Origin of the sequence: Floridaenema evergladense BLCC-F167, assembly GCF_041929205.2 — a bacterium.
Classification (GTDB): domain Bacteria; phylum Cyanobacteriota; class Cyanobacteriia; order Cyanobacteriales; family Aerosakkonemataceae; genus Floridanema; species Floridanema evergladense.
The window spans coordinates 3,809,434-3,823,085 of sequence record NZ_CM171625.1 but is presented as its reverse complement, the minus strand read 5'-3'; the positions used below and the strand labels follow the sequence as shown (position 1 = coordinate 3,823,085).

11 protein-coding genes and 1 pseudogene are annotated in these 13,652 nt (G+C 38.7%); 6 read left to right on the top strand and 6 right to left on the bottom strand.

What is annotated here, in order from left to right:
- Nucleotides 1-41 precede the first annotated feature (41 nt).
- The 4 genes and pseudogenes from pta to ACE1CA_RS18630 form a co-directional block, all read right to left on the bottom strand.
- Complete coding sequence (gene pta / locus ACE1CA_RS18645) at nucleotides 42-2,132, bottom strand: phosphate acetyltransferase (RefSeq protein ID WP_413281827.1); 2,091 nt, start codon at nucleotides 2,130-2,132, stop codon at nucleotides 42-44.
- Between the two features lie 388 nt (nucleotides 2,133-2,520).
- A complete protein-coding gene (locus tag ACE1CA_RS18640; RefSeq protein WP_413281828.1) occupies nucleotides 2,521-2,877 on the bottom strand; it encodes a phage holin family protein in 357 nt (118 codons plus the stop codon).
- A gap of 308 nt (nucleotides 2,878-3,185) precedes the next feature.
- The gene (locus ACE1CA_RS18635; RefSeq protein ID WP_413281829.1) at nucleotides 3,186-3,875 is read right to left on the bottom strand and encodes an ExbD/TolR family protein; all 690 of its coding nucleotides are present in this window, start codon (nucleotides 3,873-3,875) and stop codon (nucleotides 3,186-3,188) included.
- Between the two features lie 674 nt (nucleotides 3,876-4,549).
- Nucleotides 4,550-5,165: pseudogene (locus tag ACE1CA_RS18630) on the bottom strand (MotA/TolQ/ExbB proton channel family protein); the annotation flags it as partial.
- Between the two features lie 247 nt (nucleotides 5,166-5,412).
- Here ACE1CA_RS18630 and ACE1CA_RS18625 point away from each other — a divergent pair.
- From ACE1CA_RS18625 to ACE1CA_RS18605, 5 genes are all read left to right on the top strand, one after another.
- Nucleotides 5,413-5,733, top strand: coding sequence for a YkvA family protein (locus ACE1CA_RS18625; protein WP_413281830.1), 321 nt, complete (start codon nucleotides 5,413-5,415; stop codon nucleotides 5,731-5,733).
- Nucleotides 5,734-5,784: 51 nt separating this feature from the next.
- Nucleotides 5,785-5,979 carry a hypothetical protein gene (locus ACE1CA_RS18620; protein ID WP_413281831.1) on the top strand — a complete coding sequence of 65 codons (195 nt, stop codon included), beginning with the start codon at nucleotides 5,785-5,787 and terminating at the stop codon, nucleotides 5,977-5,979.
- The gene (locus tag ACE1CA_RS18615; RefSeq protein WP_413281832.1) at nucleotides 5,970-6,755 is read left to right on the top strand and encodes a hypothetical protein; all 786 of its coding nucleotides are present in this window, start codon (nucleotides 5,970-5,972) and stop codon (nucleotides 6,753-6,755) included. The genes ACE1CA_RS18620 and ACE1CA_RS18615 overlap by 10 nt, the downstream gene beginning before the upstream one ends.
- A gap of 222 nt (nucleotides 6,756-6,977) precedes the next feature.
- Entirely contained in the window at nucleotides 6,978-9,464 is a 2,487-nt protein-coding gene (locus tag ACE1CA_RS18610) for an HAD-IC family P-type ATPase (RefSeq protein WP_413281833.1), read from the top strand.
- Nucleotides 9,465-9,488: 24 nt separating this feature from the next.
- Nucleotides 9,489-10,100, top strand: coding sequence for a hypothetical protein (locus tag ACE1CA_RS18605; RefSeq protein ID WP_413281834.1), 612 nt, complete (start codon nucleotides 9,489-9,491; stop codon nucleotides 10,098-10,100).
- A gap of 154 nt (nucleotides 10,101-10,254) precedes the next feature.
- Here ACE1CA_RS18605 and ACE1CA_RS18600 read toward each other — a convergent pair whose 3' ends face one another.
- Together ACE1CA_RS18600 and ACE1CA_RS18595 are read right to left on the bottom strand one after the other, a co-directional pair.
- Nucleotides 10,255-10,644, bottom strand: a complete 390-nt coding sequence (locus ACE1CA_RS18600) for a hypothetical protein (RefSeq protein ID WP_413281835.1) — start codon at nucleotides 10,642-10,644, stop codon at nucleotides 10,255-10,257.
- Between the two features lie 69 nt (nucleotides 10,645-10,713).
- The gene (locus tag ACE1CA_RS18595; RefSeq protein ID WP_413281836.1) at nucleotides 10,714-11,274 is read right to left on the bottom strand and encodes a hypothetical protein; all 561 of its coding nucleotides are present in this window, start codon (nucleotides 11,272-11,274) and stop codon (nucleotides 10,714-10,716) included.
- A gap of 316 nt (nucleotides 11,275-11,590) precedes the next feature.
- On the opposite strand from ACE1CA_RS18595, the gene ACE1CA_RS18590 reads away from it, so the two are divergent.
- A complete protein-coding gene (locus ACE1CA_RS18590) occupies nucleotides 11,591-13,555 on the top strand; it encodes an FAD-dependent oxidoreductase (RefSeq protein WP_413281837.1) in 1,965 nt (654 codons plus the stop codon).
- The last annotated feature ends 97 nt before the right edge of the window (nucleotides 13,556-13,652 follow it).

The window sequence follows — 13,652 nt, the reverse complement described above, 5'->3', positions numbered from 1 at the left end:
AATTCATGAATTACCTCTACTGCCCACAATCCCAACTATAATCACACTTTTGTTTGTGCTTGAATCGCAGTAATTGCCACCGTGTTGACAATATCGGTGACAGTACAACCGCGACTTAAGTCATTTACAGGTTTTTTCAAACCTTGTAAAACGGGACCGATCGCTACTGCATTTGCCGATCGCTGTACAGCTTTATAAGTGTTATTTCCAGTGTTTAAATCGGGGAAAATAAATACAGTTGCGTGTCCAGCAACTTCACTTTCTGGTAATTTCGTTTTCGCTACAGAAGCATCAATAGCAGCATCATATTGAATCGGGCCTTCTATTTTTAAATCCGGGCGTTTTTCCCTAGCAATACAAGTAGCCTCTTTCACTTTATCTACATCAACTCCGTGACCAGAATCACCTGTAGAATAAGATAACATTGCTACAAAAGGTTCAATCCCAAAAGTCTGGGCGGTAGTTGCCGAACTAATTGCAATATCGGCTAATTGTTCGGGTGAAGGATTAGGATTTACAGCACAATCTCCATAGACTAAAACTTGGTCAGCTAAACACATTAAAAATACACTAGAAACGATCGAACAACCCGGAACAGTCCGAATAAATTCTAATGCCGGACGAATCGTATGGGCAGTAGTATGAACAGCACCAGAAACCATGCCATCAGCGGCTCCTTTGTACACCATCATTGTGCCAAAATAACTAAAATCGTGCATGGCATCTCTGGCAAATTCTTCAGTAATTCCCTTGTGTTTTCGTAACTCCCAATAAGTGTGAACGTAATCATCTTGCCATTCAGATTGCAAAGGATCGAGAATATTTACGGAATTTAAATTTAACCCCATAAAAGAAATTTTTTCTCTAATTTCTTGTTCATTTCCCAAGAGAGTAATATTAACAACTCGACGGCGCAAGAGAATTTCTGTTGCTCGTAAAATTCGTTCATCTGCACCTTCGGGAAACACAATATGTTGCTTTTTCACCTTAGCCCGTTCAATTAATTCATACTCAAACATCAGCGGTGTAATTCGCGTAGAACGAGTTACAGAAATACGTTTTTCAAGTTTGATTAAATCTACATGAGATTCAAACAATCCCAAGGCGGAAGCAATTTTTCTTTGGTTATCTGGGGTAATTTCTGCATGAACTAAACTAACTAATTTAGCAGTTTCGTAAGTATCAGTTTCCACGCTAAAAATAGGTGTATTAAATTTGCGGAAACCTTCTAATAATTTCTTAACTTGGGGAGCCATATCGAACCCACCAGTTAAAATCATTCCAGCAATTTTTGGATAATTTAATGAGAAGGTAGCAGCCAAACATCCTAATATTACATCAGCGCGATCGCCAGCCGTAATAATCAACCCACCTTCCCGCACATGATCGAGAAAGTTAGGTAATTGCATCGCCGCTACTTTATAACTTAAAACTTCCCGATTTAGTTGATTTTCTAACCCATGTATCAGCTTTCCATTAATTGCTTGAGCAACTTCTCTAATTGTTGGTTTACCTAAAGTTTCTTTTTCAGGTAAAACAAATACCGGGTCTTCATAAATCCAAAGATTTTCTAACTGTTGAATGACTGCTTCTAATTGAGTGGGATGTACTAAATTAACCATCGTAGCAGCAATAGTACATCCCTGTTCCATAAAAGCTTCGCGTTCGGTGCGAACTGCATTAATTACTTCCTCTGGGGTTTTACCTTGCCCATTTGCCACAATTAAAACTGGGGCAGCTAAATGATTAGCAATGCTTGTATCAAAATTATCAACAAATGCCGGATCGATTTCTGTAGAATCGACTCCTTCACAAAGGATAAAATCGCAATGTTTTTCTAAAGTTTTGTATTTTTCAATTACCTGTTTGATCAGTTCGTCATAATGCCCATCAGCAACTAAATCTCTTGCTTGTTCATGTGTCAGTCCGTACTGAGATTCATAATCAATTTCTAAATGATAACGCTGACGGATCAAGTTAATATCGTTATCTTGCTTTTGCCCAGCGTGAATAACTGGACGAAAAAAACCGAGTTTACGGATACGCTTTGATAATAATTCCATCAATCCCAGGAGAACAAGGGATTTACCGCTACCTGCTTCAATTGCTGCAATATATAAATTTTGTATCATCTGATTTTATTTAATAACTAACTTCTGAGCTTCCCTGGTTGTTAGTCCCTATTCCTTGAATTACAAATCAAGCTTTTTTCAGGAACCAGAAGGTATTGTATTAATTATCAGCATAGTTAAAGTGTTGTCAAGCCAACAATTAGGTGAATCTTAGCACTTTTTTAACCATAATTAGGAGAAAGTTAAGATTTGACACTCTCACCGTCAAGCTATCGCTGTGACGGGAGATTCTTGTTTCTTAAAGCAAAGTTAAATTTTTTAGTTTACTGCCAGCCATAAGTGCTGTATTGCCTTATATTTTTACCAAAATAACCCGCCTTCGTGACTTTGAACAGACAAAAGCGGGTTATTTTGGTAATTCAAATAGTGAGGTTATTGTTTTTTGAAATTACAAAATGCTGTAAATTAAATTGCTAACTAATGAAAGTGCCAAAGCGCCAATAACTGCACTCCAAATACCTGCACGTAAGCGAAAACCTTGGACTAATGAGGCGGCGATCGCAAAAGTAACAGCCGCAATAATAAAGGTGAAAATTCCCGAAAACAAGTTAAATGTTAGCAAATTAGGAACAAAGAAAAATAGCCCTAAAATTGGTCTAACAATAGCGGCAACTACTCCAATAATTGCTGCTGAAATGTAAGCTTTGGCTGGACTATCAATTTCTACACCAACTGGCAATTTAGTAATAATTAGCAAACTAGAAGCGCTAACTATCCAAGCAATTAACACATCGATAAAATCCATATTAAATTCCCTCCCATCTCATTTGTGGCTAATTAAATTCGCCATAATAATCAAGTTAAATTGCTCGACTCTAAATTTCCTCTACAAATTGGTATAAACATTAATCCATCTGAAGGTACAAAGAAAGTTTGGGGATTGGGGACTGGGGACTGGGGATTGGGGATTGGGGACTGGGGAAAAGGGGACAAGGGCGAGTTATGAGTTTTGAGTTATGAGTTTTAAGTTATTAATTCAAAACTTAAAACTTAAAACTCATAACTAACGAAGGGACAAGGGGAAAATTTATTTCTTCTCTGCACCTCTGCTCCTTAGCGCGATCGCGAACGTTCTGGAGTTACGCCTGGAGTAGTTGCTGGGGGAGTAGTACCGGGAACTTGTGCGCCAGGAGTGGGTAGTGCTTCGGGAGTTATCACACTAGGAGTGGGTAGTGCTCCGGGAAGTTGCGTACCGGGGGTAGGATTGGGGAGAGGTGTGGCAACTCCGGCATCAGGGGTAGCAGTGGGAAGAGTTCCGGGAGTGATGACGGTGGGAACGTTTGTGCTTGGAGTGGGAACGGGAGAAACTGCACCAGGAGTTTGCACTGAAGTTTCCGATTCGGGTAAAGTGGCTAAGGCTACGCGATCGCCTCCCACAGCCTGCATTTTGTCTAAAACTTGCACTACATCATTATAAAAAGCTGTTTTAGAAGCGTACAAAACCATTGTTCCTTCAGGATTTCTTTGATTAAATTCTCGCAATTTCTGTTCTAATTGTTCTGGAGTTACTAACTGATTTTCTACATAAATTTGATTGTAAGGATTGATGCTGACTAATAATCTAGAAGATAATTGAGGTGTCGTAGCGTTACTGACTCTCGGCAAATCAACAGTAATTGCTTGTTGTCTCGTTAACCCCACCGCTGCCAACAAAAAGAAAGTCAATATACAAAATATTACGTCAATTAACGGCAAAATTTCTATTCTGGCTTCATCAGATGAATTATCTAGATTTATTTTCATGGTTGGGAAAATTACTTACTAAAGAGTACTGAAAACATACTTTTGGTTAGTGCCGATTTTAGTTCATGGTTACAGTTTAATAAATCGGCACTCAACTTTTCATCCAGTTTAATCTTTTCTACTGTCCTCAACTATGGTGTCTGAAGGGGAAGACACATCACTTTTATTAACATCTGCGCGATCGTCTGCGTTGACCTTATCTGAAGTTATTGAAACTTCAGTTACATGAGGGACATCTGTATAATTCTCAGTGATTGTTGAAGTTTCAGTTATATGGGGAGAATCTGTATAATTCTCAGTGATTCTTGAGGTGTCATTTACATGAGGGACACCTGTATAATTCTCGGCAATTGTTGCTGTTTCTGGTGTTTCTGTGAAACTACTTTCTTTTCCCTCATAACTATTATTTTGTAACCGATTTCGCAACCGATTAAATAAACCTGTTTTACCCGGCACAGTAGACTGAAGTTCCTCTGTTGAAGTTTCTGTTTCTGACCCAGACGAATCTATTTCTGAAGGTTGAGCAATTGTTTCTGACTGAAATTGAGTTGTTGATTCTGGTTCAGCAAAATCTCCAGTTCTGGGAGGAGAAACAGTCTCTTCTTCCGGTTTAACTACTGGTTCTTGTGCTGGTTTAGTTCTCTTTTTACCCTTACGACCCGAACCAGATTGTGACCAATACTGGCGATAAAGTAACTCTAATTCGCTACCAGATCGATGAAAAATTTTCGTCTGGTTAAATAACAAAATTTGAAATAAACGATAGAAAGCTAAAGTGAAGATAGCTACTACCAATCCAGAAGCTGTACTAATTAAAGCTTCGCCAATTCCTAAAGTTACCCCACTAGTAGAAGGAGTTCCTAAATCGCTAATCCGAATCGATCGCAGCGAAACAATTAAACCCCAAACCGTACCAAACAACCCTAACAAAGGTGCTAAACCAATAATCCCTTCTAAAATTTTGTCTCCACCACGCATCGAGTTCAACTCCTCATGGGCTGAACTTTCTAACGCCAGCTTAAACACCTCTGGATCGGGTTGACCCAAGCGTAACGGTGCATACAAAAATCTGCCGATCGGCTTTTTACTAGCACGTTTAGCAATTTCCGTCGCCGTGTCCCAGTCCTGCACCGCTGCATCCAAAACTCGGTTAACTGTCTCCTTTTCCTTGCTGAGAATTCTTGCCCAGAACCACAGACGTTCCAGGATCACGGTCAATGACAGAATCGATAGACCTAGCAAAGGCCACATTGCTGGTCCACCTAATCTAAAAATTTCTACGATGTTCACAGTCTTGTGTTTCCTCCGTACTTACCTCTTGGCACAAAGTTCTGTCGCCCAGGTCGCTGGTAACAAGTCTTAGCAACTTACAATTGTAAAGAAATAAGGAGCAGCAATGACGGTTATTACCTGAATTAATTTAAAAAAATCTGATGTAATCTTTGAAAAAGGGCAACAAAAGCTAATGACGGATATCCACACCAGTCCCTTATTGAGGCTTTTGCCACAATGAAAGTAACTGGACGGGTGAATAAAAATGAAAAATTTAGTTCAATCATTTTACAACTGGTACCGCAGCACAATTCGTAATCCTAAATATCGCTGGTGGTTAGTTTTAGGAACTTTGGCTTATTTGTTTAGCCCCATTGATCTGGCACCTGATTTTTTGCCGATCGTAGGATGGATTGATGATGCGGCAATTACGGCTCTGTTAGTTTCAGAAGTATCTCAGATCTTCATCGATTATGTCAAATTGCGCCAAGGTCAACAACCGAGCGAAGTTGCTGATAACGTTGCTGAAAGTGCCAAAAGCGTTGACGATACAGTAGTGGAAGTAAAAGCTGTTTCTGTTGAGTAAATAAAAAATCAATAAGCTATAATTGACCCTTTCAAAATTAATCGAAAGGGTTTGTTTGTTTGGATAGCTGATTTAAAAATTTTGATTTCCCGATCGCCTAATCTAACAGCGAAACTTAATCTTTTAGAAACCGATCGGCAATTGACAAAACACCAGGCATTTGTTGATAATGAGAAAGAAATTTATCTCTCAATGGTAAAATTCAATCATATCAACCACAAAGGTTTTGACAAATTATGGAACTAAAAGACTTAGCTGAGTTTTTAGCAGTTTTGACAATTCTGGAACCAGATGCTAAAATCTGCAAAATAACTGCTCGGTTAGCAAGTGCAGGTACGGCAACAGCAGGAGATACAGACACCACTGTTTTAAAAGAAGTCAAGACTTGTTTACCTGAGTTAGAGGCAGAATTAAAAGGAATCGATCCCAAGAAGTTAGCATTAAAAGAAAATATTTTGGTCAGGATTTTAACCCCTGACCAGAAAATTGGCAATATGGAGTTGAAAGACTTAGCTGAGTTTTTAGCAATTTTAACAATTTTAGAGCCAGATGCTAAACTCTGCCAATTGGTTGCTCGGTTAGCAAGTGCAGGTACAGCAACAGCAGGAGATACAGACACCACAGTTTTAAAAGAAGTCAAGACTTGTTTGTCTGAGTTAGAGGCAGAATTAAAAGGAATCGATCCCAAGAAGTTAGCATTAAAAGAAAATATCTTGGTCAAAATTTTAACTCCTGACTTGAAATTGAGAAATATAGAACTGAAAGACTTAGCTGAAGTGTTCGCAATTTTGACAATTCTAGAACCAGACGCTAAAATTTGTCAGTTAACAGCTAGGTTAGCGATCGCAGGTACAGCAACAGCAGGAGAAACTGATACCACAGTTTTAAAAGAAATCAAGAGTTGTTTACCTGAGTTAGAAGCGGAATTGAAAGGAGTCAGCGAGAAAAAATTAGATTTAAAAGAAAAGGTGTTGGTAAAAATTTTGACTCCCGATCCTGAAAAGACTGCTGGTAAGAAATAAGGCTTGTGTATTATATATTTTTTGATAATCCGCTGTTATTCCTACAGCGGATTATTCCTTTATTCGCTTAAGACTACAATTATAATTACTAATTTAGTTAAAAAAACCAACTATTAAAGGCTGGTAAGCATTGCTGATTCTTAGTTTAAGATATCATAGAACAGTTTACCGATTTATCCCAGTAGTAGGGAGTTTTGTGCGGAGTATTATTTATTACATAGTATGACTGAAACAAATATTTCCCAAAATTATGGTCTAACCGGACTGACTGAGGATGAAGCGATCGCTCGCCGTGCGGCTGGACAAGGTAACAATGTTACCCTACAAACCAGCCGTTCTTATAAACAAATTCTCCAAGAAAATCTGTTCACTTTTATTAATTGGATTTTCTTCGCTATTAGTGCGATATTTTTCCTATTAGGTAGAATTGGCGATAGCATCCTGGTAGTAGTGGTAATTTTGGGCGGAATATTAATTAATATCTGCCAGGAAATTTGGGCAAAAAGAAAGTTAGATGAAATTGCATTACTCAATCGACCAAAAGCTACTGTAATTCGTGAAGGTAAAGATAAAAATATCGATCCCGGAGAGATTGTTTTGGGAGATATCCTATTAATTAGGTCTGGAGATCAAATTGTTGTAGATGGAGTGGTAGTTGGCGAAGGTCGCATGGAAGTTGACGAATCTTTGCTAACGGGTGAATCAGATATGATTCTAAAATTTGCCGGAGAATCAGTTTTTTCTGGTACTTTTTGTGTTAGTGGTAGTGCTTGCTATGAAGTACAAAAAGTGGGAGCAGATACATTAGCTTATCAATTAACTATTGGTGCAAGAGCTTTTCGCCAGGTTTTAACACCTCTCCAGAGAGAGATTAATTTAGTAATTCGAGTTTTTATGTTAATTGCTTGCTTTCTCTGGATTTTGGTTAGTATTAGTTTTGTTAGTCGTTCCTATTCTTTATCCGATTTGTTGCAAAGAGCGGCGGTAATTGCAGGTTTAGTACCAGCAGGATTATTATTAGCAATTACCTTAGCTTATGGGCTAGGTGCAGTGAAAATGGTCGGGCAAAATGTATTGATTCAGCAAGCAAATGCGGTGGAATCTTTAAGTAATGTCGATGTGCTTTGTTTGGATAAAACTGGAACTTTAACGACTAATGAAATTAGTTTAGAAAGGATTTATCCTTTAGATATGAATGAAGCGGAACTACGATCGCTTTTAGGAGATTTTGCCGCTTCTACTAAAGTGGGAAATAAAACTAGCGATGCACTTAGTTTAGCTTGTCCGGGAACTGCGCGATCGCTAACTGCTGAAGTACCCTTTTCTTCAAGTCGCAAATGGAGTGCGATCGCATTTGACGACCCATTAAACCCTGGCATTTATATTTTAGGCGCACCAGAAATTTTAACAGCAAATATAGATTTAAATCCTCAAATAACTAAATATATTACAGATGAAACTAACAAAGGTTTACGAGTTGTTTTATTTGCCCACAGTTCCGACCAAGCAACATTAAAAACCTGGCAAGCGGAAACAAACGATCGACAAGTAGAAGTAGAATTACCAGCAGATTTAGTTCCTTTAGCAATTCTGAGTTTTAGCGATCGATTACGCCCAGAAGCTTACGAAACTATCCAAGGTTTTGCTAAAGCTGGAATTGCCATTAAAATCATTTCCGGCGATCATCCCCAAACGGTAGCAGCACTAGCAAAACAAGCGGGTGTAGGGAACGATTTAGCAGTAGTTTCGGGACAAGAATTAGCACAAATGAGTGCAAGTGAATTTACCCAAACTGCTAAAAATGCCACAATTTTTGGTCGAATTACTCCCGAACAAAAAGCTAAATTAGTCGATAGTTTGCGAAAATCAGGACACTATGTAGCGATGATTGGTGATGGAGTAAATGATGTGCTTTCCTTAAAAAGAGCAAATTTAGCGATCGCAATGGAAAGCGGTAGTAAAGCTACGAGAGGCATAGCTGATATTGTCCTACTTAAAGATTCTTTTGGCGTTTTACCTTACACCTTTTTGGAAGGTCAACGGATTCGCAATGGCATTTTCGATGTTTTAAAATTGTTTTTGGTACGGGTATTTTGTGTAACTTTACTTATTTTTGCTACAGCGATCGTTACTGATAGTTTCCCCTTAGAAAACAAACAAAGTGCTTTAGTTTCCTTAATTGGTGTAGGATTACCTACAATTTGTATTCCCATTTGGGCAAAACCAGGAATTTTTCCTAGACGGAGTATGGTACAGTCAATGCTGCATTTTACTATTCCAGCTACTATCACAATTACCTTAACTGCCCTCTTTGTTTATTTATACTATTTAGTCTGGACTGTTTTAGATTTACCGCCTGGTGCAGATTTATCCCTAGTTGATTATTCGATTCCTCGCAGTGCTTTAGCAACAATTTTAATTTTATGTCAATTGTTCTTAATTCTCTTTTTGAAACCACCTACTAATGCTTGGGTGGGCGGGGAAAGATTAAGTGGTGATTGGCGATATACAATAACAGCTTTAATTTTATTGTTGGTATATATTGTAATTATCTCTGTGCCGCCATTACGGAAATTTTTTGAACTTTCGCATTTTGGACTTTTGGATTATTTGTTTATGGGTTTAGTAGCATTAGAATGGTGTTTGGTAGTCCGGTTTATGTGGCGAACTAGGTTTTTGGATAAGTTTTTAGGTGTAGATTTGTATTAAAAAGTTTTAGGTAGCTAATTAATAATGATTAATGAAGATTTAAGACCAAAAGAGCTAGATCGAGTTAAGTTGTTAGATTGGGTGATGATTATTGGTGGTGCAATCGCGATCGGCACTACAGGTATCATTGGATTAGGCATCAAAGCTTATAATAACGCCTTAGATCCCCAACGAGCAGAAGCAGTAGCTAAAACCATGATTAATTATCGCATTCCGGGTGGCTCTCAAGGGAAATTTGGCATCAAATTTGCCGGAATGAAACTTGCCATAGTTCACAGCAAAACCTCGCCGCCTGATGTAGAAATATTTGTGATGCAAACGCCTTTAAACCGCGATACTCAAAACCAAGAAGATATAGAAAGAATTAGAACTCCCTTAGAACCAACACCCATAGAATTTGAAGTTACTTCTTCCTCTATTCAAAAGTTGAAATTCTGCAATATACCAATGGATGTGACGATCGATCAAGGCGATTACACCTTAGAAAAAGACGATCAGACTTCCATTGTACCAGCAGTGCAATATAGCGCTAGTACCATTAAGAACGAGCAAAGATTAATTGTGGAAGTACAAGCATTAGGTAAAAACGCTAAACAAAAAGCTTTAGCTGTTTTTCAATCAATTAAGTGCAAGTAATTGCTTTTTCCCTAACTTACAACTCACAATCTAAAAGTTTTCTCGATCGCCATGTTAACTCAAATCTTGCACTCCTGAGCAGATCCTCGTTCCCAGGTTCAACCTGGGAACGAGGATCTGGGAGGTTCTACCTCCTTTGAGTGCAAGATCTGAGTTAAAGTAAAGTTTGTGGAGAGTAACCTAAATCTTCAATAAATTGAGTACAAAACTCTTCAATTTCTGCCGTAGTTGGGCTACCATGAGCAACTACAGCTACCTGATAATTGGCAATTACACATAAAGGAGATTTCCCAATTTCTAAAGCCCACATTGCCATTTTTACTTGAATTTCTGGCTGGTAGGGAATCCCAAATTCGTTTAATACAGCTAGAAAATCTCCTTCTTCTTCGGAATTTAAATGTCCCAAGAATTTGATTTTAATTATCCAGCCATCTAAATCATGAATCACAGTAATAAAGTTAATTCCTAACCAGGGTCGAGAATTTAAGTAGTTTATCACTCGTAGGGTTAGACTAGCATTGGCAAAATAGTAAACGTATTCCATATAACCTATTTTTCCTCGATCTTTAAATGACTTCTGAAGCTTTCCCATTTACTTGACTATTAACAATGTTTATTGAATTTTAGAAAAATTTTCTGCTAGGGCTATTAACTTTTTCTGGGCTGCAAAAAACAAACGCTTATCCCAAAGTTGAATGTATCTTTCTTCAAGTCTTCCTTTGTACCGATCGCTAAAACAGTCAGAATCTATCACTTCATTTAGAATAAATTTTAAGACTTTAAAGTGTCTGTTCAAATCTTCTTCACTAGCTTTATTGGTAATAATAATTTCTTCTATTAAATTCCAATAATCCAAATAACCGTTGAGTATCCCCAAGTCAAGATCGCGAACAAATTCCCAATAAGGAACAGCATCAGGTTCAGACAAAAATTTTACTTCATCAAAACTAACATCTTGGGCAGAATGATGCAGATTTCGACTGTTAAATTCATCTATGCACAAAGGGACAAATTCTTCATCAGACCGTAACAAGTTACTCAAATAATTGTACACCCATAATAAGTTAGCGTACTTGTCTTTTTGCTCCGCTAACAGATGGGGACGATCCTTAACGGACTTAACATATTTTCGCATTAACAGCTTGACCGTACAATAAGTGTCCTGTCCTGACATATTGGTTCTCCAGGAGATGAGTCGGAATCGGTAAAGGAAAGGGAAGTAACCCTTTTACCCAACTATACTTTTAAAGTAATATTTGTGACTATACTTAGTCTTCACCAAACTAGGTGAATTATTATCACCCAGGTAGGTGAAGGAACAAAAAAATTGACATTGAACAATAGTATCTTTATTAATTGGTGAAGTCGAATGCTTAATTTTCCAGCCTCTCGCCGATCTCTGGCAATAAATCCCGAAGTTAGACGGAGGATATTGGATAATGCGGCTGTCAGATTAACTTTCTCTCACTTTACTATTGGCAACGAAATCAATGTGGAAGCCTCGTTCGGTTCGGCAATTAATCTGGGGAATGTCGATTTGTGGTTCTTTGGCTGTAGTGGTAGCTGTTGCTTCTGGCAATTATAGCCATCGCCCTTTGTTGACTTTGTGGGATTATTTGTTTTCCCAGGAAGAACAGTCGTCGCCCAAGGAAAATACTTCTCCGACGTTATCTCTGCTACCTAATGGTAGACCGCGACTCGATCCTTTGCCTGTGGCGAAAGAGGTTTGGCAATGTGAAGTAGTGGTGGTTGGTGGTTCTTTGGGGGGAGTGGCGGCGGCTTCCCAGGCGATGAAATCTGGGGCGAGGACTTGTTTGATTGAGTTAACGCCTTGGCTTGGGGGACAGATTAGTTCGCAAGGGGTGTCGGCGATCGATGAATCGGACACCATGATCAGGTTGAGTAATTTTTCTAAAAGTTGGAATTCTTTTAAGGAGTTAATAGAACAGCAAAAGTTTAAGTTGCCTAGTTGGGTAAAGCAAAAGCAAAAACTGAGTGTTGATGATGCGAATAGTTGCTGGGTGGGAAAGTTATGTTTTTTGCCAAAGGTGGGCGAACAAGCAGCAAGGCAATTGTTGATTTCCTCTGCTAAGTCTGCGTCTGGGAGTCGTTGGGGGACAGAAATTGCTTTTAAAGGGGCACAATTCGATCGTACAGGTAAGTTGATTACGGCGATTTATGCGGTAAAACGGATTCCGCGCGATCGCAATTACGTACCTAGTGGTCGCCTTTCGGAAGATTTAAATAGTTGGTATTCTTGGTCAAGTACTGATAATTATGAGAAAGTGCCAATTCGTCTGGAAGCACCACCAGGGAAAAGATTGATGGTGATTGATGCTACAGATACAGGCGAATTAGTGGCTTGGGCGAGAATTCCCCATCGTGTAGGTTCGGAGTCGTACACTACTACAGGGGAAGTTAATGCTTCTCTTAAAGATAATCCTGATTGTACGCAAGCTTTTACTTTTACTTTTGTGTTAGCTATAAAAGACGATCGCGGAGTGAGTCGGGCGGTTTTATCTCAGTATCAACCGATATTTTCTCGGAAGGAACATCGAGATCATTTCGATTTAATTGGCTTTCCCATGTTTGAGGGACGTAGCTTTTTTAAATATCGCCGCATTTTTAGTGCTAAGGGTAATCCCAGATTTGAAGGTAATCCATCTTTTGGCGATATGACTCTAGTAAATTGGTTTCATGGTAATAACTGGAATATGATGAATCCACCTTTGTTAATGAGTGAAGCTAGGTTAATTCAAACTGGGCAATATCAAAATTGGATGGGTGGAATGTCTACGAGTACTCTGAAGCATGGCGAGGATCGGGCTTTTCTGTTTGCTGAGTGGTTAATGGAAGTACAAAGTAACGCTAATGCTAAGTTTCCTTTGGCATATTTAATAGGTAAAGATTCGCCGATGGGTACGCTTTCCGGGTTAAGTATGATGCCTTATTTTCGGGAGGGAAGGAGAATTATTGGCAGAAAAGCTTACGGACAAACTAATTTTATGGTTCGCGAACAAGATATTCGCAAAGATATGACTGGGGGGCGAGATTTTCAACCGACTGCGATCGGTGTTACTCATTATGATGTGGATATTCAAGGTTGTATGTATCGCAATTGGGTGCAACCTTGGGAGGCGCAAAGTGCTGGAACGACGGAAGATAAAGTTAAACCTGTAGTTATTCCTTTGGAAAGTTTGATTCCTCAAGGTGTTGATAATTTATTAATTGGTGGTAAAGCGATCGCGGTGACGCATATTGTTAATGGTGTAACCAGGATTCATCAGGGTGAATGGAGTATTGGCGCAGCAGCAGGCGGAACTGCGGGTTGGATTTTGCAACAGAATCAACCAAAATTAACTCCAGCTGCGATCGTTCCTAATAAATTAATGCCGAAGTTACATCAATACTTAAAAAATCAAGGGTTGCGCTTTAATTGGTATAAATCTAGATAAGAATGTTCTTCAGTGTTTTTTCGGTAGCGCTGTCACTTGATAAAAACATATAAATATTAGGAGGTAATCAATTTTTCCTTATAACCTAGTATCTTTG

What these genes read in the sequence shown, in the direction of transcription:
- ACE1CA_RS18610 (WP_413281833.1), top strand. Translation starts at nt 6,978, where the DNA reads ATGACTGAAACAAATATTTCCCAAAATTATGGTCTAACCGGACTGACT.
- ACE1CA_RS18590 (WP_413281837.1), top strand. Translation starts at nt 11,591, where the DNA reads ATGTGGAAGCCTCGTTCGGTTCGGCAATTAATCTGGGGAATGTCGATT.
- pta (WP_413281827.1), bottom strand. Translation starts at nt 2,132, where the DNA reads ATGATACAAAATTTATATATTGCAGCAATTGAAGCAGGTAGCGGTAAA.
- ACE1CA_RS18595 (WP_413281836.1), bottom strand. Translation starts at nt 11,274, where the DNA reads ATGTCAGGACAGGACACTTATTGTACGGTCAAGCTGTTAATGCGAAAA.
- ACE1CA_RS18640 (WP_413281828.1), bottom strand. Translation starts at nt 2,877, where the DNA reads ATGGATTTTATCGATGTGTTAATTGCTTGGATAGTTAGCGCTTCTAGT.
- ACE1CA_RS18635 (WP_413281829.1), bottom strand. Translation starts at nt 3,875, where the DNA reads ATGAAAATAAATCTAGATAATTCATCTGATGAAGCCAGAATAGAAATT.
- ACE1CA_RS18605 (WP_413281834.1), top strand. Translation starts at nt 9,489, where the DNA reads ATGATTAATGAAGATTTAAGACCAAAAGAGCTAGATCGAGTTAAGTTG.
- ACE1CA_RS18625 (WP_413281830.1), top strand. Translation starts at nt 5,413, where the DNA reads ATGAAAAATTTAGTTCAATCATTTTACAACTGGTACCGCAGCACAATT.
- ACE1CA_RS18615 (WP_413281832.1), top strand. Translation starts at nt 5,970, where the DNA reads ATGGAACTAAAAGACTTAGCTGAGTTTTTAGCAGTTTTGACAATTCTG.
- ACE1CA_RS18600 (WP_413281835.1), bottom strand. Translation starts at nt 10,644, where the DNA reads ATGGAATACGTTTACTATTTTGCCAATGCTAGTCTAACCCTACGAGTG.